General features: G+C 40.3%; 27 protein-coding genes and 1 tRNA gene. 3 read left to right on the forward strand and 25 right to left on the reverse strand.

Annotated elements, in window-relative coordinates; translation table 11 throughout:
- Positions 1–96: 96 nt before the first annotated feature.
- The 10 genes from LC040_14630 to LC040_14675 form a co-directional block, all read right to left on the reverse strand.
- On the reverse strand, positions 97–1296 hold the full coding sequence (locus LC040_14630) for an anti-sigma factor domain-containing protein (protein WLR50485.1): 1200 nt from the start codon (positions 1294–1296) through the stop codon (positions 97–99).
- Positions 1296–2063: an RNA polymerase sigma-I factor gene (gene sigI / locus LC040_14635; GenBank protein WLR50486.1), complete on the reverse strand. Its 768-nt coding sequence runs from the start codon at positions 2061–2063 to the stop codon at positions 1296–1298. The genes LC040_14630 and sigI overlap by 1 nt, the downstream gene beginning before the upstream one ends.
- Before the next feature lie 237 nt (positions 2064–2300).
- Positions 2301–2615, reverse strand: a complete 315-nt coding sequence (locus LC040_14640) for a thioredoxin family protein (GenBank protein ID WLR50487.1) — start codon at positions 2613–2615, stop codon at positions 2301–2303.
- 8 nt (positions 2616–2623) lie between these two features.
- Positions 2624–2977: a toprim domain-containing protein gene (locus LC040_14645; protein WLR50488.1), complete on the reverse strand. Its 354-nt coding sequence runs from the start codon at positions 2975–2977 to the stop codon at positions 2624–2626.
- 186 nt (positions 2978–3163) lie between these two features.
- Positions 3164–3547 (reverse strand): glycine cleavage system protein GcvH, encoded by a 384-nt coding sequence (gcvH, locus tag LC040_14650; protein ID WLR50489.1) that lies wholly within the window; start codon positions 3545–3547, stop codon positions 3164–3166.
- Between the two features lie 102 nt (positions 3548–3649).
- A complete protein-coding gene (locus tag LC040_14655; protein ID WLR50490.1) occupies positions 3650–4009 on the reverse strand; it encodes an arsenate reductase family protein in 360 nt (119 codons plus the stop codon).
- 119 nt (positions 4010–4128) lie between these two features.
- On the reverse strand, positions 4129–5913 hold the full coding sequence (locus LC040_14660) for an acyl-CoA dehydrogenase family protein (protein ID WLR50491.1): 1785 nt from the start codon (positions 5911–5913) through the stop codon (positions 4129–4131).
- A gap of 29 nt (positions 5914–5942) precedes the next feature.
- Complete coding sequence (locus LC040_14665) at positions 5943–7121, reverse strand: acetyl-CoA C-acetyltransferase (GenBank protein WLR50492.1); 1179 nt, start codon at positions 7119–7121, stop codon at positions 5943–5945.
- A 14-nt stretch (positions 7122–7135) separates the two neighbouring features.
- Positions 7136–9532, reverse strand: a complete 2397-nt coding sequence (locus LC040_14670) for a 3-hydroxyacyl-CoA dehydrogenase NAD-binding domain-containing protein (GenBank protein ID WLR50493.1) — start codon at positions 9530–9532, stop codon at positions 7136–7138.
- A 153-nt stretch (positions 9533–9685) separates the two neighbouring features.
- Positions 9686–10603 carry a proline dehydrogenase gene (locus LC040_14675; GenBank protein ID WLR50494.1) on the reverse strand — a complete coding sequence of 306 codons (918 nt, stop codon included), beginning with the start codon at positions 10601–10603 and terminating at the stop codon, positions 9686–9688.
- A 259-nt stretch (positions 10604–10862) separates the two neighbouring features.
- Here LC040_14675 and LC040_14680 point away from each other — a divergent pair, with 259 nt between their 5' ends.
- The gene (locus LC040_14680; protein ID WLR50495.1) at positions 10863–11120 is read left to right on the forward strand and encodes a hypothetical protein; all 258 of its coding nucleotides are present in this window, start codon (positions 10863–10865) and stop codon (positions 11118–11120) included.
- A 26-nt stretch (positions 11121–11146) separates the two neighbouring features.
- Positions 11147–11494 carry a spore coat protein gene (locus LC040_14685; GenBank protein ID WLR50496.1) on the forward strand — a complete coding sequence of 116 codons (348 nt, stop codon included), beginning with the start codon at positions 11147–11149 and terminating at the stop codon, positions 11492–11494.
- 77 nt (positions 11495–11571) lie between these two features.
- Here the strand turns inward: LC040_14685 and LC040_14690 are convergent, their stop codons facing one another.
- The 14 genes from LC040_14690 to LC040_14755 all read right to left on the reverse strand — a co-directional run bounded on the left by LC040_14690 (position 11572) and on the right by LC040_14755 (position 25218).
- A complete protein-coding gene (locus LC040_14690) occupies positions 11572–11844 on the reverse strand; it encodes a YusU family protein (GenBank protein WLR50497.1) in 273 nt (90 codons plus the stop codon).
- Positions 11845–11969: 125 nt separating this feature from the next.
- Positions 11970–12434, reverse strand: coding sequence for an SsrA-binding protein SmpB (smpB, locus tag LC040_14695; GenBank protein ID WLR50498.1), 465 nt, complete (start codon positions 12432–12434; stop codon positions 11970–11972).
- A 50-nt stretch (positions 12435–12484) separates the two neighbouring features.
- Positions 12485–14800: a ribonuclease R gene (rnr, locus tag LC040_14700; GenBank protein WLR50499.1), complete on the reverse strand. Its 2316-nt coding sequence runs from the start codon at positions 14798–14800 to the stop codon at positions 12485–12487.
- Positions 14801–14839: 39 nt separating this feature from the next.
- Positions 14840–15586: a carboxylesterase gene (locus LC040_14705; protein ID WLR50500.1), complete on the reverse strand. Its 747-nt coding sequence runs from the start codon at positions 15584–15586 to the stop codon at positions 14840–14842.
- A gap of 202 nt (positions 15587–15788) precedes the next feature.
- Positions 15789–16022 (reverse strand): preprotein translocase subunit SecG, encoded by a 234-nt coding sequence (gene secG, locus LC040_14710; protein ID WLR50501.1) that lies wholly within the window; start codon positions 16020–16022, stop codon positions 15789–15791.
- 150 nt (positions 16023–16172) lie between these two features.
- Entirely contained in the window at positions 16173–17456 is a 1284-nt protein-coding gene (gene eno, locus LC040_14715; protein ID WLR50502.1) for a phosphopyruvate hydratase, read from the reverse strand.
- A gap of 27 nt (positions 17457–17483) precedes the next feature.
- Positions 17484–19019: a 2,3-bisphosphoglycerate-independent phosphoglycerate mutase gene (gpmI, locus tag LC040_14720; GenBank protein ID WLR50503.1), complete on the reverse strand. Its 1536-nt coding sequence runs from the start codon at positions 19017–19019 to the stop codon at positions 17484–17486.
- Positions 19012–19773: a triose-phosphate isomerase gene (gene tpiA, locus LC040_14725; protein ID WLR50504.1), complete on the reverse strand. Its 762-nt coding sequence runs from the start codon at positions 19771–19773 to the stop codon at positions 19012–19014. The genes gpmI and tpiA overlap by 8 nt, the downstream gene beginning before the upstream one ends.
- A 32-nt stretch (positions 19774–19805) precedes the next feature.
- A complete protein-coding gene (locus tag LC040_14730; protein ID WLR50505.1) occupies positions 19806–20990 on the reverse strand; it encodes a phosphoglycerate kinase in 1185 nt (394 codons plus the stop codon).
- Between the two features lie 213 nt (positions 20991–21203).
- Positions 21204–22211 carry a type I glyceraldehyde-3-phosphate dehydrogenase gene (gene gap / locus LC040_14735; GenBank protein WLR50506.1) on the reverse strand — a complete coding sequence of 336 codons (1008 nt, stop codon included), beginning with the start codon at positions 22209–22211 and terminating at the stop codon, positions 21204–21206.
- A gap of 30 nt (positions 22212–22241) precedes the next feature.
- On the reverse strand, positions 22242–23276 hold the full coding sequence (locus LC040_14740) for a sugar-binding domain-containing protein (GenBank protein WLR50507.1): 1035 nt from the start codon (positions 23274–23276) through the stop codon (positions 22242–22244).
- A 151-nt stretch (positions 23277–23427) separates the two neighbouring features.
- Positions 23428–23670 (reverse strand): glutaredoxin family protein, encoded by a 243-nt coding sequence (locus tag LC040_14745; protein WLR53309.1) that lies wholly within the window; start codon positions 23668–23670, stop codon positions 23428–23430.
- A 27-nt stretch (positions 23671–23697) separates the two neighbouring features.
- Positions 23698–25005: an RNA polymerase factor sigma-54 gene (gene rpoN / locus LC040_14750; GenBank protein ID WLR50508.1), complete on the reverse strand. Its 1308-nt coding sequence runs from the start codon at positions 25003–25005 to the stop codon at positions 23698–23700.
- 141 nt (positions 25006–25146) lie between these two features.
- A tRNA-Arg gene (locus tag LC040_14755) sits at positions 25147–25218 on the reverse strand.
- A gap of 327 nt (positions 25219–25545) precedes the next feature.
- On the opposite strand from LC040_14755, the gene clpP reads away from it, so the two are divergent.
- Positions 25546–26145, forward strand: coding sequence for an ATP-dependent Clp endopeptidase proteolytic subunit ClpP (gene clpP / locus LC040_14760; GenBank protein ID WLR50509.1), 600 nt, complete (start codon positions 25546–25548; stop codon positions 26143–26145).
- A gap of 53 nt (positions 26146–26198) precedes the next feature.
- Here the strand turns inward: clpP and LC040_14765 are convergent, their stop codons facing one another.
- On the reverse strand, positions 26199–26456 hold the full coding sequence (locus tag LC040_14765; protein ID WLR50510.1) for an HPr family phosphocarrier protein: 258 nt from the start codon (positions 26454–26456) through the stop codon (positions 26199–26201).
- Between the last annotated feature and the right edge of the window lie 16 nt (positions 26457–26472).

The raw sequence follows: 26472 nt of genomic DNA on the forward strand, positions 1-26472 counted from the left end.
TTTATATACAAAAAAAGAACAAACACTGCAATGTATGACAGCATTTGTCCTTATTTCCCGAGAAATACGTCGAATAGGAATGATTTCTCTTACTAATTATGAAGCTTTCTTTGCATGTGGATTCCCGGGCTTTTCGTTCTTATTGCCATGATTACCTTTATTTTTACCTGGAGCGTTTTGAGGTCCTTTTGCCTTCACATTACTATGGCTTTTTCCTGGCTTATAGTCTTTTATATGTTTGACTTTGTTTGGACCTTTTTCTTTATTCATCTTATTTTCTTGCTTCTTTTTATCTTTTTTCTTTTTTTCTTTTTTAAGTTGTGGCTTTCGTGGTTGGCTTGCTTTTTCATTTACTACTGCCTTGTTCGGTACAGGAGCGACGAATTGAGCAGATTTCAAGCCTTCTTCCATTTCCACTACTTCTCGTTCAACTTCTTCCTGCTCTTCTACGCTGTTAGTAGATGCAGGCTGAGCTTGACCCGAAGTATCTGCTTGCCCAACTGATTCTACAGCTGCAGGCACTTCGACAGGCTCTTCCATTTCAGGCATTTGTTCTTCCGATGGATTTAGACGATTATTTAATTGCTCGACACTAAGCGTCTTCACTTCATCGATTGTCATATTTTCCTGGCCTTCTTTGGCCTGAAGATACATAAGGTATTTTCCAGTAGAGACACCATTATCGTGTGCAAGCTGTCGTTGTTCATTGTTTCCTTGCATTGTTGTTAGTGCAAGGTCTGTACCTTCAACATTTTGTTGCTTCCATTTATCAACAGCACTTGCGATCGGTTGCTGCATAGAAGCTCCAGAATCTAAAAGAGTTGTTGTTACAAGCATATCTTTGCTTTTCTTCAAGTATCCAGAAGATTTAGATGCAGCTAAAAATGCAGTCAAAAGCTGTTGTAAAGGCATCTCATCAACTGATCCTATCTGAGAAATAATCTTTTTTCCATCTTCATTAAGAGCTTTCAGTTCAATAACTTCAAGCTGATGGTTGATCCCTGCTTCTACACTTGGATTAATATCTAATCCAATGAAAGCAGCTACTGCTCGGTCATTTGTTGATAAAGGAAAAGAACTTAATAAGATTACCAAGAAAATTGCTGCAGCAGCGGCCGCAGAAAACAACGGAATACTTTTCGAATAAAGCGGAATGGCGGATGAAGCTGGTACGACAACTTCTTCACCAATTGCTACATATGGATATTTTTTTAGAGGGACTTTTTTAAACTCCCCATCTTTTGTGAGGACTACAGCTCTTCGCTTCCGAACGTCCATAACAATACCCCGCTTCATTATTCCCCTCCTTTCTGTGGTTCGATGTATGATTGCAACGCTGTGAACCCACCGATGTAGATTAACGCAACGGCTATTATATACTTTCGATTCCTCTCTATGGTTTTACGACTGCATGAAACTTTTTTCTCTAAATGTCTAATTGGTAGACGCTTTTTCGAAACGAGATATTCAACAAATTCTTGATCTTCTGCAATAAGCTTAGCAATTTCTTTTGCATTTTCACGAGCATCACGGTGTTTCGGACATTGTTTATTTAATGTTTCAAATGTAATTTTAAAATTTTCCAGCATTTCGCGATATTCCATGATCTGTTCAACGCGTTCTTCCTGCTGTTTTTTCAATTCAAAATTCTCAATCGATGTTTTTTGCTCAATATAGCTTTCTTCGTACTGTACATCGCTTTCTTCTTCTTCGTAATCCCATGCATAATGCTGCTGGTGCCGCTGTTCTTTTCGAATGTGATCAATAACGCGGCGACGAATGACCATGTTTGCAAACGTAAGAAACTTACTTCCTTGGTTCGATTGGTATTGATCAATGGCTTCGTTAAAAGCTAGCAATCCCACACTATACTCATCCATTGATTCTGAAATATACCTCTGACATACCTTTGAAATTACTTTTTTTATAAAAGGTTGATATTTTTCTAGTAATTCATTACGAATTTCCTCGTTTCCTTTTTGTGCTTCAAAAACGAGTTCTTCTACATCTATTGTTGTGTCATTTCTTTTCTGCATCCAAGAAATAAATAAAAATGGTAACATCCTCAACCACCTCTTTTCATACACCTTTATATCGTTTTCTGACTCCAAATGCAAAAGCATTTTTTGATAGGTTTGGAAATTATTTGTACAGGGTAAACATTTAAAGGTGTAGTTTACCACAATATACACAGTTATAACATACCTAACCCATTTTAGTGAAATCGAAACCGAGATTGTCTAAAAACCTTAATAATTTAGACAATTGGTGTATGTTGAGGTTATTTTTAACATTTTTATTTAATTTTCTAAATACTCTTTAAAAAACCGGAATAAATAGTCGACAGATTGAAAAGCATAAATCTTCTCTTTCATTTCTCCATTCCGAAAAACAATTAAGCAAGGAACACTTTCAATCCCCCAGCTTTTTGCGTAATGCGGAATATAGTTCAAATCAGTCCTCGCCACCTCTAAGGAAGGGATTGCTTCTTCCACAATCGTAAGCATCCTCTTCGCAAGCTGACATGTCCCACACATTGGTGTATACAAATACTGAAAATGAAGATCCTCGTCCTCTAATGCCTGGTCTAGTTGCTGCGGTGTTAGTTCTTTCATAATGCCTCCTATTTCACTAAAAATTCCGTATGAATATCGATATCTGCTCCTAATAAAACTGTTGCTAAATGATGCGGTGGAGCAGACGCTACTTCACGATAAGCCCGATCAATATAGATATGCTCTGCTTCTGGTAATTCACGCTTGAATTGACTACGGAGCTTTTCCCCAGCTGAATCAGCATCAGCTAAAATATAGACATCTTTTTCATCCAAAAGATGCGTGTCAATTAACTCATCTATTTTTGTAACACTTACCGTTCCATTCGTACAAATGATTGTTACAGGTTCTTTTATAAGTGACTTAATTTTCTTCTTATCAGAACGGCCTTCTACAATGATCACTTTCTCCACAACATCCATTATGTTCACCTGCTTATTAGAATTTCGCTTAATGATTAACATAATTTATGTATTCCCTTATTAAAAGGTTATGAGAAGACAAAACGATTGTCAAAAAATAAAAGCGATACCAAACATTATTTTGAATAAATAAAAAAACGACGGAATCTTTCATCCGCCGCTTGCTTCATCGCTGTAAAAATGTTCTTATTCTTCTTCAGTCATTTCTTGATATTGTTCAGCTGTCATTAAGTTGTCAACTTGGCTCATATCAGTTGGTTCAATTACGATCATCCAAGCTTTTTCATATGGTGATTCATTTACGAACTCAGGGCTATCATCTAGCTCTTCGTTGATTTCTACCACTTTACCGCTAACTGGAGCATACAGCTCAGAAACTGTCTTAACAGATTCAACACTGCCGAATGGCTCATCTGCTTCAATCTCGTCCCCTACTTCTGGAAGTTCAACAAACACGATGTCACCAAGCTCAGACTGTGCGAAATCTGTAATTCCTACGCGTACTTTGTCGCCTTCGACTTTTACCCATTCATGCTCTTCTGAATAACGAAACTCTTTAGGTAGATTCATTCTGCTTTCCCTCCAATATTATAATTACCCACGGACAAGGTCTTATGTACTTGCCTTCTCATTAATGAGTATATGCGATCATGAAGTTTTTGAGCAAATATCTTATTTGCTCCATACCTTTTCAAACTCGTCTTCTTTAAAGCCGACTGTTACTTTTTCACCATCTGTTACAATCGGACGCTTCAGAAGCATACCATCTGATGCTAATAACTCTAATAACTCATCCTCTTCTGCTGTCTTAACTTTGTCTTTCAAACCAAGCTCTCGATATTTCTTCCCACTCGTATTAAAAAACTTCTTAAGCTCTAAACCGCTTTTGTTATAGAAATCTTTGATTTCTTCTTTCGTTGGCGGTTGTTCAACAATATGTACTTCTTCATAAGCAATGCTGTTTTCGTCAAACCATTTCTTTGCTTTTCTGCATGTTCCACACTTTGGATACCAATAAAATGTAAGCGCCATCTTGTACCTCCATTGGTCTTTATCCCTATTATCATATCACAATAAAGGAGCGCTATACTATTTTCAAAACTGAACATATTTAAATGGAGCGCTACCTAAATAGCGCTCCATTTAAAAAATTATACGACGAATTTTTCAGCTTCTAATAATTTTTGTGCAGCTTGACGTTTCTTTTCAATCAAGTTTTTCGGTAAGTGACGAGTTAACTTACGCAGTGCACCTAGCATCATGCGGAGTGAGTCACCTGATTCGACAGCTGTCAGCGTTTCTTTTGCATCCGCTTCAATTTCAGCAAACTTCTCTTGGCAGAAGATTTCTGTATAAAGAAGCTTTTGAGCTGCTTTTTCTTGGCCGTCTTTTTGCATGGCTTTTTCTGTTCGCAATACAGCCGATTCCATTGCGTAGATAGCATTAACGATATCAGCAATATTCACAAGAACTTCTTGCTCATTCTTAAGGTTAGTTCCAAGCTTTTGAGCTGCAAGACCTGCTGCAAGCAAGCCAATTTTCTTCGCATTGCGCACTAAATATTTCTCTTGCGCTAACGGCTCATCACTAATTTCTTCTGGCATCATCATCATTAACTCATCTTGTAATGCTTTTGCCTTTTGAAGAAGTGGCAGCTCGCCTTTCATCGCTTTCTTCATTAATGTTCCAGGGACGATCATGCGGTTGATTTCATTTGTTCCTTCGAAAATACGGTTAATACGAGAATCTCGATACATTCTTTCGATCTCATATTCTGACATAAACCCGTAACCACCGTGAATTTGTACACCCTCATCCACAATATAATCAAGTGTTTCAGAGCCAAATACTTTGTTCAATGAACATTCAATTGCGTATTCCGCAATGGATTGTGCAATCGCCATCCCGTCTTTTTGCTCTTCTTCTGAAAGGGTACCCATCCGCTCCTCAAACAAGCCGACAGTTCGGTATACAGAGCTTTCCATCGCATATAATTTCGAAGCCATATTTGCTAGCTTTTCTTGAATCAGCGGGAATTTTGCAATTGGCTGCTGGAACTGCTTACGCTCATTTGCATATTTAACAGACAGTTCCATCGCACGCTTTGAAGCACCGATTGAGCCGACAGCTAGTTTATAGCGCCCTACATTAAGAATGTTGAAAGCAATGACATGGCCTTTACCAATTTCACCAAGAACATTTTCTTTCGGTACTTTTGCATCTTCCATAATTAATGTACGTGTCGAAGAGCTCTTAATTCCCATCTTCTTCTCTTCAGGGCCTGTTGAAACACCTTCATAATCACGTTCAACGATAAATGCTGTGAAATGCTCACCATCAATTTTCGCATAGACGATGAATACATCAGCAAATGCAGAGTTCGTAATCCATTGCTTCTCCCCATTTAAAACGTAATGAGTGCCTTCCTCATTTAATACAGCTGTCGTCTTAGCGCCTAGAGCATCAGAACCCGAACCTGGCTCTGTTAGTGCATATGCAGCAAGCTTCGCCCCCGTTGCAAGGTCAGGCAGGTACTTCTGCTTCTGGTCTTCATTTCCGAAAAATACAATCGGTAAAGAGCCTATCCCTACATGAGCGCCGTGTGAAATTGAAAAGCCGCCTGCTTTTGAGAATTTCTCCGCAATAAGAGCTGAGCTGACTTTATCAAGCCCAATTCCACCATATTCCTCCGGCACATCCGCTCCAAGCAGACCTAACTCTCCAGCTTGTTTCAAAAGCTTCACTGAACGGTCGAATTCATGGTTTTCTAAATGCTCAACTTGAGGCATGACTTCCTTTACAACAAACTCGTCTGTTGTCTTTGCGATCATATGATGCTCATCTGAAAAATCCTCAGGTGTATAGACACGGTCCGCTGATACTTCCTCCACTAAAAATTGTGCACCTTTAAATAAATGTTCAGCCGTTTTGCTCATCGGTTTCTCCCCTTTTTATCATTTTTTGATTACGATAATAGCTCCACTACGCCAGCTGCGCCCATTCCGCCGCCAATACACATTGTGACAACCCCAAACTGTTCATTGCGTCGTTTCATTTCGTGTAGAAGTGTTAACGTTAGCTTCGCTCCTGTACAACCAAGCGGATGACCAAGTGCAATCGCACCACCGTTAACATTTACTTTCTCTTCATTTAAGCCAAGCTCCCGAATCACTTGAATCGATTGTGACGCAAAAGCTTCATTCAACTCGAATAATCCAATATCAGAAAGACTTAACCCTGCAAGCTCTAATGCTTTTGGAATAGCTGCCACAGGGCCGATCCCCATAATTTCAGGTGGTACCCCACCTACTGCAAAGGAGCGGAACTTAGCAATTGGTTTTAATCCTTCCGCTTCTGCTTTCTCACGTTCCATCACAAGTACACTCGCTGCGCCGTCACTCATTTGCGAAGCGTTTCCAGCTGTAACGGTTCCTCGCATGTTAAATGCAGGCTTCAGCTTTGCAAGCACTTCTGTTGTCGTACCTTCTCGGACACCTTCATCTTGAGAGACGGTTACCTTCTTTTCTTGCAGTTTATTTGAATGATCTACCGCTTTTAACGTCACTTCGACTGGTACAATCTCCTCTTCGAAACGCCCTTCTTTAATAGCAGCTGCAGCACGTTGATGGCTTCTTACTGCAAATTCATCTTGTTCTTGACGACTGATGCCATACTTCTGAGCAACTTCCTCAGCTGTATGCCCCATGCTCATGTAGTATTCTGGTGCGTTTTCAACAATTTCAACATTTGGGCGAATGACATGTCCGCCCATCGGGATTAAGCTCATTGACTCAGCCCCGCCTGCTAGGACAGTGCTTGCATGACCAAGCATAATCCGCTCTGCCGCATAAGCAATTGACTGTAGACCAGAAGAACAATAACGGTTAATTGTAATCGCAGGAGTTTCATAGGAAAGACCTGCTAACGCTCCAATATTCCGGGCCATATTCATCCCTTGTTCAGCCTCTGGCATGGCGCAGCCAATAATAAGATCATCAATTTTCCCGTCATAACCGCCTGCTCTTTTTAACGTTTCTTTTATCGTTAATGCCCCAAGATCATCTGGGCGTGCATTTGCTAACATTCCTCTTTTCGCTTTGCCGACAGGCGTCCTTGCCCCGGCAACAATGACTGCTTCTTTCACAATGATATCCCCCTTTAATTGCGTAATGGCTTTCCTTTTACAAGCATGTGCTGCATACGAGCCTGTGTTTTCGCTTCCCCTACTAGACTAAGGAAGGCTTCACGTTCAAGATCCAATAGGTATTGCTCATCGACCATCGTTCCGCCTGGTACTTTCCCTCCCGCTAAAACATGTGCGAGCTTCTTAGCAATTTTCATATCATGCTCGGAAATGTAACCAGACTTCATCATGCCATATGCACCGAGCACCATCGTTGCATAGCCTGACTCACCGACTACAGGAATCTTCTTACGCTTCGGTGGTACATAGCCTTGCTCAGCAAGTGAAAGCACTTTTTGCTTTGCATCATGAAGAAGGTGGTCGCCATTTACACTAATTCCATCTTGATTTGATAGGAAGCCATGTTTCCTCGCTTCTGGAGCTGAAGTTGATACTTTTGCCATCGCAATTTTTTCGAACACATGGTTTGTAATCTTTTGTAGGTCAAAGTTTGGTCCTTCTGGCATTGATTCTAGCTGGCGAATATACATTTCTTTGTTTCCGCCTCCGCCTGGAATAACACCTACCCCCACTTCTACAAGTCCCATATACGTTTCCATGGATGCTTGGATTGAATCAGCAGGCAAACAAATTTCTGTTCCACCGCCGAGTGTCATGCCGAAAGGTGCAGCAACAACCGGTTTGTCGCTATATTTCAATCTCATCATTGCATCTTGAAAACGACGTACAACAAGTTCAATCTCAAAGAAATTATCATCTTGTGCTTCCATTAAAATCATCGCAAGGTTTGCCCCAACACAGAAGTTCTTTCCTTGATTTCCGATTACAAGCCCTTTGTAATTTTTCTCAACTTCTTCAACTGATTCAAAAATCATTTGCGTAATATCTGGACCAATAGCATTATTCGGAGAATGAAATTCCAACCCTGCAACTCCATCACCTAAATCAATCAAACTTGCACCTGTATTTTTCTTTATCACTTTGTTTTGTTCTTTTAAGAGATTTAACCGAATGACTTTTTCATTTTCTTTAAGTAGCTTATCGTCGCCATTATGGTAGAAGGAAACGCTTCCATTCTCCTGCTTATAAAATTTCTTGTGTCCTTTATCAAGCATTTCTTCAACCCAGCTTGGGATTTCTTCGCCTTCTTCTTTCATTCGCTGTACTGATTTTTCTAAGCCAATCGCATCCCATGTTTCAAATGGGCCGAGCTCCCAGCCAAATCCCCACTTCATAGCACGATCAATTGCAACAATATCATCTGCAATCTCTCCATGAAGCTTTGCTGAATAAAGTAGGACAGGCTTTAAGATGTTCCACACAAATTCACCAGCTCGATCATTTGCGTAGACAAGTGTTTTTAATTTACGCGCAAGCCCTTTTTCTTGCTTGCTCATCTCGACTGATGCCGCTTTTAGCTTTTTCCGTTCTTCGTATTCAAGCGTTTCAGGGTTCAGTTCAAGAATTTCTTTACCCTTCTCTGTTTTCTTCTTCAGATAGAAGCCTTGACCAGATTTACTTCCGAGCCATCCTTTTTCAAGCATGCTCTTCATAAAAGCCGGCACTTCAAAAACTTCTTTTTCAACACCTTCTACATTGTCATAGACATTCTTTGCAACATGAGCAAATGTATCAAGTCCGACAACATCCAATGTACGGAAGGTTGCACTTTTTGGCCGTCCGATTAACGGCCCTGTGACAGAATCAACTTCTCCAACACTGTAGCCGCCTTTTTGCATTTCTTGAACGGTAACAAGCAATCCATATGTACCGATCCGATTTGCAATAAAATTCGGCGTATCTTTCGCTTCAACCACACCTTTGCCGAGAACGTCCTCTCCAAAGCCTTTCATAAATGTAAGGACCTCAGGACCGGTATGTTGAGTCGGAATGACTTCTAACAACTTCAAATAACGCGGTGGATTAAAGAAATGTGTGCCTAAGAAATGCTTTTGAAAATCTTCTGAGCGTCCTTCTGCCATTGCTTCAATTGAAATACCTGAAGTATTGGAGCTTACAATTGTACCTGGCTTCCGAACCTCGTCAACTCGTGCAAATACTTTTTGTTTAATTTCAAGATTTTCAACAACGACTTCAATAATCCAGTCTACTTCTGAAAGCTTATGAAAATCATCTTCCATATTTCCAACTTCGATATAATCAGCATTTTCTTTTAATGCCAGTGGAGCCGGCTTCTGCTTAAAGAGTGCTTTCTTTGAATTCGCTGCCATTCTGTTTCGTACTTGTTTATCTTCAAGGGTTAATCCTTTTGCTTTCTCTTCATCTGTAAGTTCTCTTGGAACAATATCAAGCATAAGTGTAGGTATACCGACGTTTGCTAAATGTGCAGCAATGCCAGAACCCATAACTCCTGAGCCTAAGACTGCTGCTCTTCTAATCTTCCAACTCATCGTGTTTCCCCCTGTCTTCATTTGAATGAACACTCATTCATTTTTTGGTTAAAAAAATATAACCTCAGTCAATATCTATCTTTTACTATAAGATATTTTAGAAAATTTAGCAATATCTAAATATAAAATAAAAACTCAGCATTTGCCGAGTTTTTATTTTCCAAAAACACCTTTTAACACAAACGCTACGTTTGCCGGCCGCTCTGCTAAGCGCCGCATAAAATAACCATACCAATCTTTTCCGTAAGGTACATAGACACGCATGCGATACCCTTCTTGTACAAGCTCTTCCTGACGCTCCGTTCGGATGCCATAGAGCATTTGAAACTCAAATTGGTCGTTCGAAATATCGTGTTCTTTCACAAGCTTCTTTGTGTATTCAATCATTTCATCATCGTGGGTCGCCACTGCTGTATAATTCCCATTTAGAAGATGCATTTTGATGATTCGTTTATAGTTTTCATCGACATCTTTTTTATCTGGAAAAGCGACTTCAGGAGATTCTTTGTAAGCCCCCTTTACTAAGCGCAAGTTAGGGTTATATTGATTAAGGTCCTTCATATCCTCAACTGTTCGATAGAGATAAGACTGAATAACTGTTCCGATCTGGTCATATTCAGCCTTCAGCTGCTTGAAGATATTCAAGGTTGTTTCACATCGGCTATAATCTTCCATATCAATTGTAATGAAAACTTGATTCTTTACCGCTTCCTCCATAATTAGACGCATATTTTCCATCACGAGTTCTTCAGAAATATCGAGGCCCATAGACGTAAGCTTTAATGAAACTTGAGAATCCAGTTCTTCATTGGCAATAGCGCGTATTGCTTGAATCGTTTCCTGTGTCCGCTCTTTTGCTTCATGTTCCTTGTCCACAAACTCTCCAAGGTAATCAATTGTAACAGCCATTCCTTTTTTATTTAACTCTTTAATCACTTCAACTGTTTGCGCAATCGTTTCTCCAGCAACAAATCGAGCCGCGCCAAATCGCAGTCCGTATGTTTTCGCAAGCTTCGTAAAGGCTTTATTTTGAGACATAAATAAGAAAAAGTTCCGCAATGCTTTTTCCATTTGCTACACCTCCTGTAAGCGCATACATGACATGAATAAAAGAAAGTTAAGCCCTAATATTCCTTTTATTTCAACACTTTATAGCTTAACCTGAATTCGCTTATTAATTTATTACGATAACATTATATACCTATATTTTAACACTTTTTTAAAAACATGAGTATTTATCTAAGCCCATTTTCAGCAATATTGTTGTATAAAAAAGGCTAGCATTTGGAAAATTAACGTTGAATGACATGATAGAAGGAGGCAATATATTATGCAACAACAGCAAACGACAGGTCAAAACGTTATGCAGCAACCACCAGCCATCGTTTCAACGAAGGACCAGCTTTATTTAACAGATATGCTTTCTTGGAACCTACTTGCGATGAAGAAAGCTCATTTCATGGCACAGCAATGCCAAGATACTGAAGTGAAAAATGCACTTGATCAAGCTGGACAAATGCATCAACGTCACTACGAAAAAATTCTGCAACATTTACAAAGCCAGCCTGCACAAAACATGCAACAATAGCACTTAAACAAAAGGAGGTAACCAACATGCCACAACAACAAAAGCCAAACGAAGTGAAAAATCCTGAAACAACTGTCCCAAAAACACCAACAATGAATGACCGTGACTACTCAAACGACATGCTTTCAACTGAAAAATATATGACAAACTCATATTGCACATATTTAAACGAAGCAAGCAATCAACAATTATATGATGATGTCGTAACTATCTTTAAAGAAACACAAGACTGCCAACGCGACCTTTACAACCTAATGTTCAAAAAAGGCTGGTACGGTGTAGAAGCAGCAGACGTCCAAAAGCTTCAACAATCCTACCAACAATTCCAAGGCTACACAAACCAATTCCCATACAACAACCAAATGCTGCAATAAAGAAAAGCGGAGGCGGCTCGTTCTGGGGCAACAAGCATAAAGCAGCTAGATCAAGAAAAGCCATTAGTGAACACTCACTAGTGGCTTTCATCATTTTTCCGCTTATCCATTTCTGAGCGATGAGCTTCATTTAACTGTTGGATTTCTTTAATGAGCGCGCGCATTTCTTGCTTTGCTTCTGGATATGTTTCGTTCCAGTGCTTTGCCAACGCAGGCATGGACTTAGCTACTTGGTTATATAAAGCCCACATTTGGACTTTTGCTTTTAATTCACTATCCGTTTCTCCCACAAGCAGTTCTGTATACTTTTCAAGCAATGCATCAAACTGTTGGACAAATTGTTGTTCCATTCACACCACTCCTGTCTAGAGAATGATTATTCCTTAGTGTCACTTTAACAGTCTTTGTGGACAGCTTCAATTAATTCAAGATGTTGCGATCGCAATAAAACTGCCGTCACATAACGACAGTTTTCTTACATATTGCGGTCCTTGATCGCACGCTCGATATCCCGTTTCATTGCTTTTTTCTTAAGGTCTTCACGTTTATCATATTTTTTCTTACCTTTACCTAATCCGATAAGAAGCTTTGCTACGCCGTTTTTTATGTAGAGCTTTAAAGGAACAAGGGAATATCCCTTTTCTTTTGTCAATCCAATTAACTTCGAAATTTCTTTACTATGCAGTAAAAGCTTCCTCGTCCGCAATGGATCATGGTTGAAACGGTTGCCCTGTTCATAAGGGCTGATATGCATGTTATGAAGAAAAACTTCGCCTTTTTCAATACGAGCGAAAGCATCCTTTAAGTTCACTCGACCTGCCCGGATGGATTTAATCTCCGTTCCTTTAAGGACAATACCTGCTTCATATGTATCTTCAATTGTAAAATCATGCCGTGCTTTTTTATTTTGAGCAATGGCCTTTCCGCTTCCTTTTGGCATTTTCCGTCCCCCCCTTCACTTAAACCAGTGAAGCGGACGCTAGTTATGCACTAGCGTCGCTTTTTACGTTTCTTTTTCTTGTTTGAAGGTGCTGCTTCATAAAATGGTTTATTTTTGCTTTTATTGTTTTTCTTTTTATCCTTTAAGTTCACTTTTGGGTCCTTGGACTTCTTCTTCCGTGGACTTTGAATAACCTTTGGTCGGTCTTTTCGTCTAGAAGGACGGTTTTCCTTCATACCAACAATTTCAAAGTCAACAGAGCGCTCATCTTTATTTGCATCAAGAACACGAACAGTAATGGCATCGCCGATACGGAAGACATTACCTGTGCGCTCACCAATCATCGCAAATTGACGGTCGTCAAAGCGATAATAGTCATCTGTTAAGTAGCTGACATGAACTAAACCTTCAATTGTGTTTGGCAACTCAACGAACAAGCCGAAGTTTGTAACAGAACTAATAATTCCTTCAAACTCCTCGCCAATATGCTTCATCATATATTCGGCTTTCTTCATCTCATCTGTATCACGCTCAGCATCTACGGCACGGCGCTCCATTTCAGATGCATGTCGTGCAATGTCTGGCAGCTTCCCTGCCCACTCTTCTTGCGTAGCGGGATCTAGCTTCTTCTCTAATAAATATTTGCGAATTAAACGATGCACGATCAAATCTGGATAACGGCGAATTGGTGATGTAAAGTGAGTATAGAACTCTGTCGACAGTCCGAAGTGCCCGAGGTTTTGCGGTTCATAACGTGCTTGCTGCATTGAACGAAGCATTACCGTTGAAATAACTGTTTCTTCAGGTGTACCTTGGACCGTTTCAAGCACCTCTTGCAGAGCTCTTGGATGTACATCATTTGCTTTTCCTTTTACAACATAACCGAAATTCGTAATAAATTCAAAGAACCGTTGTAGCTTTTCAGCATCTGGGTCTTGGTGAATCCGGTACATGAATGGCACATTCAACCAATGGAAATGCTCTGCAATTGTTTCATTTGCAGCAAGCATGAACTCTTCGATTAAACGTTCCGCTACAGAGCGCTCCCGAATGACAACCTCTGTTGGCTCTCCTTCACTACCTACAAGAACTTTCGCTTCCTTAAAGTCAAAATCAATAGCACCACGGTCAAAACGCTTTTTCCGTAAAATTGCCGCAAGATCTTCCATATCTTCAAACATTGGAACAAGTTCAGCATATTTTTTACGAAGTTCTTCATCTTGGTCCTCAAGAATACTATTTACATCTTTATAAGTCATCCGCTCGTTTGTCTTAATGACACTTTGGAAAATCTCATGATTCACAACAGTTCCTTGGTGATCGATTTCCATTTCACAGGAAAGTGTTAAGCGGTCTACTTGTGGATTCAAACTACAAATACCATTTGATAAACGGTGAGGAATCATCGGAATAACACGGTCTACAAGATATACACTTGTTCCACGCTCTAGCGCTTCCTCATCAATTGGTGAGCCTTCTTTTGCATAATAAGACACATCGGCAATATGAACACTTAATTTATAATTGCCATTTGAAAGCTTCTGAACTGAAACGGCATCATCTAAGTCTTTTGCGTCTGCGCCATCAATTGTGACAATCATTTCATCACGTAAATCACGACGATTCTTCAATTCATCTGGATGAATCTCATCCGGGGTGTCTTTCGCTTGCTGCATCACTTCATCTGGGAATTCTTGCGGGATACCATGCTGGTGAATAATTGATAAAATATCCACACCAGGGTCATTCTTATGGCCAAGAATTTCGAGCACGTGACCCTCTGCGTTCATTCTTCCTTCTGGGTATTTTGTAATTTTAACAATTACTTTATGACCATCAGCTGCTCCGTTGTTTTTACCTTTTGGAATGAAAATATCCGTTGTTACACGCTTATCGTCTGCTTGGACAAAACCAAAATATTTATTATCTACATAGGTACCGACAATTTCAGTTACAGCCCGTTTTACAATTCTTACAATCGTTCCTTCTGCCCGAGCTCCTGTGCTATAAGAATCGATACGAACTAGCACTTGGTCTCCATGCATAGCGCTATTTATTTCAGAAGGCGGGATAAAGATATCCTCAAGCTCCTTTTCTTCACGCTCTACAAATCCAAAGCCCTTTGCATGAGCAATGAACTTACCACGTATTAAATTCATTTTCTCCGGCAAACCGTAGCGGTTGCTGCGTGTACGTACAATAAGTCCTTCTTCTTCCATTGTTACCAAAGCCTTTACAAAGTCCTTAAAAGAATCAGAGCCTTCAATTCCGAAAGCCTCTTCTAATTCTTGAACTGTTAGCGGCTTGTATGCCTCGTCCTTCATAAAAGTTAGTAACCGTTCAATATGTTCTTTTACTTCGTCCATTCCTTTCCCTCCTTCGTTTTAAAATGCCGGGTTAACCTTTTATTCCTTCCAATCAAGATGCTCCAAAAACTGATAGACATCTTCATGTAATTGATCGCGTTCTTTATCTAACGTAATCGCATGACCTGATTCTTCATACCATTTTAATTCCTTATCATCTGTCTCAACTTCATCATAAATAATATTTGCACTATCTGTGTTAATCATTTGGTCATGACGTGCTTGAACAACAAGTGTGGGCGCATAAATCATGTCGACACATTGACGAACTTCTCTGATAAGCCCTTGTAACGCTCGGATTGTTTCAAGCGGAGCATCATGGAAGTGTTCCATTTCTTTTTCAATTTGTTCGGGTGATTTTCCTTCCCGTTTTTTATATTCCTCAGCAAATTGAAGAATCCCTTTATGCATAATCTCTTCACTTTTTATATACATTGGCGCACACATCGTCACAATTCCTTTTACAGGTTCAGTGTATCCCAGCTTTAGCGAAAATAGCCCTCCTAATGAAAGACCAGCAACAGCAATTTCTTCATATCCTTCTGACTTCAAATAATCGTAACCTGCTTTTGCAGCTTTCCACCAATCTTCCGGTCCTGTTTTCACAAGCTCCTCTGGTTCAACACCATGCCCTGCATATTGAGGGCCGTGGCAAGTGTATCCTTTATTTTGCAAAAAACGCCCCATCATCCGAACGTCATTCGCATTTCCAGTGAATCCATGTAGCAATAGAACAGCACGTTTCCCGCCCTCGAATGTAAAAGGTTTTGGTGCTACAATTTTCATGATGAAAAACCTCTCCTTAACTCAATGTTTTGCTCTGTTTGATATTTAGTCTCAAATCACAAGTTGTTTGGATAATCATAATACGGGATTGCTGTGTAAATAAGTGCTCCTACTTATTTTCCGCATCTTCTTTTATTTCAAACATGGCAATTCTCGCAATAGAAAAACAGCGGTATATACCGCTGCTTTATGGTCATCTTTATTACACATCTAAGTATGTTACCGCAATTGCCAGTAAAAAGAATAGAACTGCTAACACAATAGTAATGCGGTGTAACACGGCATCCATACCACGCATCTTTTGCTTACCAAATAATTGTTCTGCACCACCAGAAATTGCGCCAGATAGTCCCGAGCTCTTTCCTGATTGCGCCAAAACAATGACAATTAATGCAATTGAAACGATGACTAACAGCGTCACAGCAACTGTATGCATAGCTTAACCTCCTAAACGCACACTTTACAATATTATAACTGTATCATAAAACTCTATATCCCTCAAGAACAGAAAGCGGAGAAAATCTAGGGAAGGATAGATAATATAAAAAACCGGCTATAAGGCGTCCCCTATAGCCGATTTAACTACTTACTTCAAGTTGTAAAATGCATTGCCACCTGCATATACTGCAAGATGCTCTAAGTCATCTTCAATGCGAAGTAATTGGTTGTATTTTGCAACGCGATCTGTACGTGATGGTGCACCAGTCTTGATTTGACCAGCATTTGTTGCTACTGCGATATCAGCAATTGTTGCGTCCTCTGTTTCACCAGAACGGTGAGAGATAACAGCTGTGTAGCCAGCGCGTTTTGCCATTTCAATCGCATCGAACGTTTCTGTCAACGTACCGATTTGGTTTACTTTAATTAAGATTGAGTTACCTACGCCTTGCTCAATACCTTGTGAAAGCTTCTTCGTATTTGTTACGAACAAGTCATCACCAACAAGTTGAACTTTGTCGCCTAAGCGCTCTGTCAATAGCTTGTGGCCTTCCCAATCGTTTTCGTCAAGACCGTCTTCAATTGAAACGATTGGATATTTAGAGACAAGCTCTTCATACCAACCAACCATTTCTTCAGACGTACGAACAACGCCTTCACCTTTCAGGTTGTACTTCCCGTCTTCATACAGCTCAGAAGACGCAACGTCCATCGCAAGCTTCACTTCTTCACCTGGCTTATAGCCGGCAGCTTCGATTGCTTGGATAATTGTTTCAAGTGCTTCTTCATTTGATTTCAAGTTTGGCGCGAAGCCACCTTCATCACCAACAGCTGTATTGTAGCCTTTATCCTTCAATACCTTTTTCAAGCTATGGAAGATTTCAGTACCTGTGCGAAGAGCCTCACGGAATGTTGGCGCACCTACAGGCATAATCATGAATTCTTGAATATCAACGTTATTGTCTGCGTGCTCACCACCGTTTACGATGTTCATCATCGGTGTAGGCAATGTCTTCGCATTGAAGCCGCCAAGATAACGGTACAATGGAATGCCTAGGAAGCCAGCTGCTGCATGTGCTGCTGCAAGTGAAACACCTAGAATAGCGTTGGCACCAAGATTGCCTTTGTTTTCAGTACCATCTAATTCAATTAGAAGGTCATCGATTCCAGCTTGGTCTAATACGTCAAAACCGATTAATGATTCAGCAATTTTATCATTCACATTTTGCACTGCTTGCTGAACACCTTTACCAAGATAACGGTCTTTGTCACCGTCACGAAGCTCAACTGCTTCGTATTCACCTGTTGAAGCACCACTTGGTACTAATGCGCGACCGAATGCGCCAGATTCTGTGAACACTTCAACTTCTACTGTTGGATTACCGCGAGAGTCTAAGACTTCGCGAGCATATACATCAACAATTAAAGACATGAAATAATCCCCTTTCAATCGTTAAGGTTATTTTTTAATTAAGGAACGTCCTGTCATCTCTTCAGGAAGCTCGACATTTAATAGATCCAATAATGTTGGTGATAAATCACCTAAGATGCCGTCATCACGCAGCTTGACACCATCTTTTGTCACAATAACTGGTACTGGATTTGTTGTGTGTGCGGTCATCGGATTGCCTTCAGGCGTAATCACTTCATCAGCATTCCCGTGGTCTGCCGTAATGACTGCGTCCCCACCTTGTGCTTGAAGCGCATCAACCACACGACCTAAGCATTCATCTACTACTTCTACTGCTTTGATAGTCGGCTCAATTTTACCTGAATGACCAACCATGTCAGGGTTAGCAAAGTTTAAAATAATCGCATCAAACTTGCCTGCTTCGATTTCCTTCACAAGTGCATCTGTTACTTCATACGCACTCATTTCAGGTTTCAAATCATACGTTGCAACTTTTGGTGAGTCAATGAGAATACGCTCTTCTCCAGGGAATTTCTCTTCACGACCGCCGCTGAAGAAGAAAGTTACATGTGGATACTTTTCTGTTTCCGCAATACGCAATTGTGTTAAGCCATTTTGCGAGAGAACTTCCCCACACGTATTATCCAAGTTTGAAGGCTTGAACGCGACGTAACCATCAACTGTTTCACTAAACTTCGTTAAACAAACAAAGAATAAATCATTTGGTGCTTTCTCACCGCGGTCAAATTCTCGGAAATCTTTATTCGTAAACGCACGTGAAATTTGGATTGCTCTGTCTGGTCGGAAGTTATAGAAGATTACCGCATCTTCATCTTCAATTGTCGCAACAGGCGTTCCATCTTCATTCGTAAGCACAGATGGTAAAACGAATTCATCATAAATGCCATTTTCATATGAATCGTCAACAAGCTCAATTGGATCTGTGTATGAAGGGCCCTCTCCATATACCATCGCGCGATATGAACGTTCGACACGATCCCAACGCTTGTCACGGTCCATTGAATAGTAACGGCCAGAGATTGTTGCGAATTCACCAACACCGTACTCGTTCATCTTTTCCTGTGCTTCCTTAATATACGTTTTCGCCGTTTGCGGTCCAACATCACGACCATCTAAGAAGCCATGAATATAGACTTTCTCAAGACCTTTATCAGCAGCCATTTTTAATAAAGCATACATATGCTTGATATGACTGTGAATGCCACCATCTGAAAGCAAGCCAAAGATATGGAGTGCTTTTCCTTTCTCTTTCGCATGCTCCATTGCTTCGTTAAATGTATTGTTATCAAAGAACTCCCCATTGCGAATCGATAAGTTCACTCGCGTTAAACTTTGATAAACAACACGCCCTGCACCAATATTTAAGTGCCCAACCTCTGAGTTACCCATCTGTCCTTCTGGAAGGCCTACCGCCTCACCGCAAGCAGTGAGTGTTGTGCGCGGATATTTCTCCCAAAGACGGTCAAAGTTTGGTGTATTGGCTTGTGCAACTGCATTTCCTTTTGTTTCTTCACGCATTCCGAAACCATCTAAGATGATTAATGCATGTGGTGTTTTAGCCATTATTCACTGCCTCCAAGAGTTGTAAGAAAGATGCTGGGTCCAAGCTTGCACCACCGACAAGTGCACCGTCGATGTTTTCTTGGTCCATATACTCTTTAATATTTGTTGGTTTAACGCTACCACCGTATTGAATACGAACTTTATCTGCAACTTCTTCAGAATATTTCTCAGCAATTGTACGACGAATATAGCCACACGTTTCATCTGCATCTTGAGCTGATGAAGATTTGCCTGTTCCAATTGCCCAGATTGGTTCATATGCAACGATAACTTCGCTTGCTTTGTCCTTCCCAAGACCTTCGAAAGCTTTTTCTACTTGCTTCCCTACGATTTCGTTTGTTTTGTTGCTTTCACGCTCTCCCAACGTTTCACCAACACAAACAATCGGTTTCAAATCATGGTCAAATGCAGAATGGACTTTCTTGTTCACTGTTTCATCTGTTTCTGCAAACATTTCACGACGTTCAGAGTGACCAATAATGACGTATTCAACTCCGACATCCTTTAACGCAACAGGACTAATTTCTCCTGTAAATGCGCCACTCTCTTCAAAGTGCATGTTTTGAGCTCCTACTTTCAAGTCTGTTTCTTTTGCTTCTTCAACAAGTTGTCCAAGAAACAATGCTGGAGCACATACAACAGAATCGACAACTTCAGGACTTGGCACTTTGCTTTTTACATTTGTTGCGAAGTCCGTTGCCTCAGATAACGTTTTATTCATTTTCCAGTTACCTGCAATAATCGGCTTACGCATACTTTCACCTCTTTAGTGGAGTGATATTTTTCTTACTTGTCATTCAGCGCCGCAACGCCTGGTAGAGTCTTTCCTTCCATGAACTCTAGAGAAGCTCCGCCACCTGTTGAAATATGGCTCATTTTATCTGCTAGCTCAAACTTTTCAACAGCCGCAGCTGAATCTCCTCCACCGATGACGGAATATGTACCTTCCGCTTCAGCAAGCGCCTCTGCTACACCTTTCGTACCGTCAGCGAATTTCTCGTACTCAAACACGCCCATCGGACCGTTCCAAATAACGAGTCTTGAATTCTTAATCACTTCCCGATACTCCTTGATTGTTTTTGGACCAATGTCCAACGCTTGCCAATCGCTTGGAATTGAATCAATATCAACAACTTCTGTATTTGCTTCTGCTGAGAACTCATCCGCAATTACAGCATCTATCGGCATGTAGAAATTGACGCCTTTTTCTTTTGCTTTGTCCATGAATTGTTTTGCAAGATCGATTTTGTCTGCCTCAAGTAGAGATTTTCCAATATCATGACCTTGCGCCTTCACGAACGTATAAGCAAGTCCGCCGCCGATAATTAGATTATCAACTTTTTCAAGCAAGTTGTCGATAACACCGATTTTATCCTTTACCTTTGCGCCACCAATGATCGCTGTGAATGGACGCTCTGGCTTCGATAAAGCCTTCCCTAATACTTCAAGCTCTTTCTCCATTAAGAAGCCTGCAACAGCTGGAAGATGCTCTGCAATTCCCGCAGTTGAAGCGTGTGCGCGGTGTGCTGCTCCGAATGCATCATTAACATACAAATCAGCAAGTGATGCAAGTGCTTTTGCAAAGTCAGGGTCGTTCTTCTTTTCGCCTGGATAGAAACGGACGTTTTCTAATAACAAGACGTCTCCATCTGACATCTTTGCAATCGCATCTTCTACTTCTGTACCATACGCCTCGTCTGTTTTCGCTACATCTTTGCCTAGCAGTTCGCTAAGACGCTTCGCAGCCGCATTCAAACGAAGTTCTTCCACCACTTCACCTTTTGGACGTCCTAGATGACTAGCCAAAATTACCTTTGCACCTTGTTCGCTCAGATGCTTAATTGTTGGTAAAGCTGCACGGATACGTGTGTCATCCGTCACCTTTCCATCCTGCATTGGTACGTTAAAGTCAACACGGCAAAATACTTTTTTACCGTTCACTTCAACGTCGCGAATCGTTTGTTTGTTCATCGCGGGGGCTTCCTCCTTTTAAACTTTGTTTTTTAAATACAACAAGGAGGGAGAGGGAACCGATGTACTGCTCCCCGCTCCCCCCATTGCTCTCAATATTCAGTGCAAAATCCACAGCGGAATTTAGAAGCACTATACAAGATTATAAGCATTGTTTTAAAAGGGTTCAAAGCAAATTAAGAAATTTTTAAAATAAAATGTTACAAGTTAAGCTTAAAGGCCTTTGCTTGCAATGTAATCAACAAGATCGACTACGCGGTAAGAATAGCCGCTTTCGTTGTCATACCAAGAAACAACCTTCACTAAGTTATCTTCAATAATCATAGTTGATAATGCATCAATTGTTGAAGAAGATGGGTTACCATTGTAGTCTCTTGATACTAGTGGTTCTTCACTGTACGCAAGAACACCTTTAAGTTCACCTTCAGCAGCTTCTTTAAATGCAGCATTTACTTCTTCTACTGATACGTTCTTATCAAGCTCAGCTACTAGGTCTACAAGTGATACATTCGGTGTTGGAACACGCATAGCCATACCATTTAACTTACCGTTAAGCTCTGGTAATACTTTTGCAACTGCTTTTGCTGCACCAGTCGTTGTTGGGATGATAGACTCTGCAGCCGCACGAGCACGACGGTAATCTTTGTGTGGTAAGTCAAGAATTTGTTGGTCATTTGTATATGAGTGAACAGTTGTCATCATACCACGTTTTAAACCAAATTTATCGTTAAGAACTTTTGCAAATGGTGCTAGGCAGTTTGTTGTACAAGATGCATTTGAAATAACGTGGTGGTTAGCTGGATCGTAATCACCTTCATTTACGCCCATAACAACTGTGATATCTTCTTCTTTCGCTGGAGCAGAGATAACAACTTTCTTCGCACCTGCTTCAATGTGCTTCGCTGCGTCGTCACGTTTTGTGAAGCGTCCTGTTGACTCAATAACTACTTCTACGCCAAGATCTCCCCACCCAAGATTTGCTGGGTCGCGTTCTGCTTTAACTGTGATTTCTTTTCCATCAACAACAAGGTTATTACCTTTAACTTCAACTTTAACATCAAGCTTGCCATGCACTGAATCATATTGTAGTAAGTGTGCAAGCATATTAGCATCTGTAAGATCATTAACTGCTACCACATCTACATTTGGATTCTTAAGTGCTGCGCGGAATACGACACGTCCGATACGTCCAAAACCATTAATACCTACTTTTACTGCCATGAAGAATTCCTCCTTAAAAGGTCTTTTTCTTTATGAAGAAAGGGAATAATCCCTAACAATCGCTTGTGCTGCACCTTCGTCTGTAATAAGAATGGTGCTTGTGTTTTGTTTCATATATGCCATTATTGCTGAAGCTTTCGAAGCTCCGCCGGCTGTCGCAATGACAGATTGAACACTCTGCAAATCTTCAAGCTGAAGTCCAACAGTTGTAACACGATGAACAATGTTTCCTTCACTGTCAAAGTAATAGCCGAATGATTCGGCTACAGCCTTTCCACTGTGAATTTTGTCAAAGTCCTCATGACTTGTTTTGCGTCTTTCAGCCATTGTTAATGCATTGCCAATTCCATGGACAACCATCGTTGGTGTTTTAATTAATGCCAAAACATCTCGAATAGATGGTTCAGCTGTGAGTGACTGGTACGCTGCTGTGCTTAACTGATCTGGGACATGTAGTAATCGATACGCCCCATTAGCTTGTTCTGCCATCTTTGCACAAATCGTGTTTGCTTGATTTTGAACATTTTCGCCGAGTCCACCCCTAGCTGGAACAAACAATAACTCTCTTCCTTTCGTATCTGGAGTCATCATCTCAGCTACAGCCGCCATTGTTGTGCCACCTGTTACAGCGATTGTATTGTTCGACTGATAGTGTCCTTTCATACAAGCAACACACGCACGTCCCATCTCAACCTTTGATAATTCATCTTTATCACTATCGCCAGAAACCACTACTACTTGGTCTAGTTGTAATATATCCTTGAGTTTTTTTTCTAAAACACCAAGACCAAGAATCTCTTTCATAATATCTTCCAATTGGTCAAGCAACCTTTCACCGTCTTCGGTTAGTTGCATACCTGTTTGAGATACATCAAGCAACCCTTGGTTTTTCAGTAGTGTCACCTCAGAACGTAAGATTCTTTCTGTCACATCTAATTGTGTTGCAAGACTTCTACGTCCAATCGGTTGCATAAAACGGATATATTGCAAAATACGATAACGCTTTTGCATAAACTCCATTAATTCCGGCAATAGTTTTTGTTGTAGTTCAAGCAATGCTTTCATGAAAATAACTCCTTAATGATTTTCTTCGCCTTTCAAACATTTGGTCAAAATTTGTCCCACATGTACATGTTTTGTCCCATCCACTGCAAAAAAAATCACTCCTGCTACATTTCTTATTCTAGCAGGAATGATCACACAGAGCAATAAAGACTTATTGATTTTTTTCAAGTAAACGGTTTCTTAATAAATCCTTTACAATCATCCCGTAATCGGCCTGCTCTCCATCAATATCAACCACAGGAATCATCAATTGATATTTCTCCAACAGTTCATCATCTGAGTAAATATCCACTTCCTTAATGTTAAGCGGAAACTCATTCTGCAGTTCGATTAATACATCTCGTGCTTGATCGCATAGTGGGCATTTTTTTCTTGAATATAGAACAACCTCGATCTTCTCCACAGCATCTGCTCCTAACCATTATTCATAACGTTTTCGCTTTGTACTTGAAGGAATATTCAGCTGGTCACGATATTTCGCAATCGTTCGACGTGAAGCTACAACACCATGCTCTTCCTTTAATAACTGTACAATCTTTTGATCGGATAGTGGTTTTTTCTTGTCTTCACTATCAATTAACTTCTTCATCGCAATCTTTACTTCATTAGAAGAAGCGTCTTCCCCTTGCTGTGTACGGATACCGGAAGAAAAGAAGCTCTTAAGTTCAAAGACCCCATGCGGTGTTTGCACATATTTTCCGGTCGTAGCCCTGCTGACAGTGGATTCATGAAGCTCTGTCTCTTCTGCAATATCTCGCAATGTCATCGGTTTTAAATGAGAGTCACCTTTCTCAAAGAAATCAGGCTGCTTCTCAATAATAGCTGTCATCACCTTCAATAATGTTAATCTTCGTTGTTGGATGCTTTTTTGAAGCCAGACAATTTGCTGATATTTATCTTGAAGATACTTCGATAGTTCTTCTTCCTTCGCCTTCTCTAAGATCCCTTTATATTGTGCATTTAACGAAACCGTCGGAATACTCTGGTCGTTAAATGAAACTGTAAAAGTACCATTCTCCTGCTTCACAGTCAGCTCAGGGATGATGTAATTAGCAGAGCCTGCGTTGTACATTGCTCCTGGGCGCGGATTTAAGGTTTGTAGCAGGTCATAGATCCTTTGCACTTCCTGAAGCGTAATATCATATTGCTTCGTTATTTGCTTCCATTTCTTTTCTGCCAGCAATTGCAAATGATCTCGCACGATTTCAGCAGCAAGTTCCTCGTCTGGATATTCATATTCCAATTGTAAATATAAACACTCTGCCAGACTGCGCGCTCCAATTCCTATAGGGTCAAGTTGTTGTAAGCGCTTTATCATTTCCTCAACTTGCGACTCTGATCGATTTAACCTTTCCGCAATATCCGATGAGTGCTCATGCAGGTAACCGTTTTCGTCAAGCAAAAAGATAAGATGCTCTAGAGTTTCACGTTCTTGTTCAGACAGCTCAAGCCATCTAGCCTGTGTCAGCAATTCATCAGATAAGGACGTACGTTGTTCAGTAGCAAAATCAAGCGGGCTTACATCATTACCACTTGATGACTTTCGCATCGTATTTCTTTGCTGTTCCCAAGTGGATTCTCGTAGTTCGATGAGGGGATTTTCCATTGATTGTTCTTGAAGAAATTCAGACAAATCTAGTGCAGAGTATTGAAGTAGTGTAATGGCTTGACGCAATTCAGTCGTCATCACCAGCTTTAATGTTTGTTGTTGAAAGAGACCTAATTCCATCTTCTCTCCTCCCCTAATATTTATTGTACAATAAATCCTTTACTAAATGGTATGGAAACTACTTGGAAGGAAGAAGTACTATCTCTATATTAAATTAAAAAAAACCTTTTACACAAGGCTTTCGTGTAAAAGGTTTTTTGACGCCCCCGGCAGGAATCGAACCCACATTTCAAGAACCGGAATCTTGCGTGTTATCCGTTACACCACGGGGGCACGTTTTTCAGACACAAGCATTATTATACATTGAATAGGTGCCTTTTGCAACAAACATCCCTTATCTGTACAAAGCGAAAAGAAATTTTGTGTTTACATGTTAATTGAAAAGGAAACATTAGAAGGTGAGACGAATAAGTAACTATAGATGTCTTACATAGCAATCCTTTTGTTTGACCTTAATTGACCTTTAATGTATCATAGAATTACAAACAACTTAATGAAAAGCAAGACTACAATGGTCAATTATGACATTTATTCCCTACATATCATAAAGCTTCTTATAGTTTACATGAGGGGAAAAACAAGTTACAAGGAGGAGTTATAATGAACTTAATCCCTACAGTTATTGAGCAAACAAATCGCGGCGAACGTGCTTATGACATTTATTCACGTTTGTTGAAAGACCGCATTATTATGCTTGGATCAGGTATCGATGATAATGTTGCAAACTCAATTGTTGCACAGCTTCTTTTCCTAGCTGCAGAAGACCCTGATAAGGACATCTCACTATACATTAACAGCCCAGGTGGTTCAATTACTGCTGGTATGGCAATCTACGATACAATGCAATACATTAAGCCAAAGGTATCAACAATTTGTATCGGTATGGCTGCTTCAATGGGTGCTTTCTTACTAGCAGCAGGTGCTGAAGGCAAACGCTTCGCACTTCCTAATAGTGAAGTTATGATTCACCAACCACTTGGCGGCACACAAGGTCAAGCTTCTGATATCGAGATTCACGCTAGACGAATTATCGAAATGCGCGAGAAACTGAACAAAATTCTTTCTGAGCGTACGGGTCAACCACTTGATATTATCCAACGTGATACAGACCGTGATAACTTCATGACTGCAGACGCTGCGAAAGAATACGGCTTAATTGACAGAGTTATTACGCAAAACCCTACAGAAGATAAGAAATAATGAAATACAAACGAAAGAAGATGCTGACTCTAATTGGCCAGCATCTTCTTTTTTTAATCTTCTTTTTCGACAAATCGAGCTAAAGCATCAACTGCTTCGCCTTCATCATTTCCTTCAGCAATTAATAAAACCTCTGAGCCTGAACTTAACGCAAGACTCATCAGCCCCATAATGCTTTTAGCATTTACTTTTTTCCCTTCTTTTTCTAGGAAAATTTCAGATGTAAAACGGTTTGCTTCTTGCACAAACATCGCAGCAGGTCTTGCTTGCAAGCCTGACTTCAATCGGATAACCACTTTTTTCTCAACCATTTATTTCTTCCTCCTT

Source organism: Bacillus tianshenii, assembly GCA_020524525.2.
Classification (GTDB): domain Bacteria; phylum Bacillota; class Bacilli; order Bacillales; family Bacillaceae_N; genus Bacillus_AV.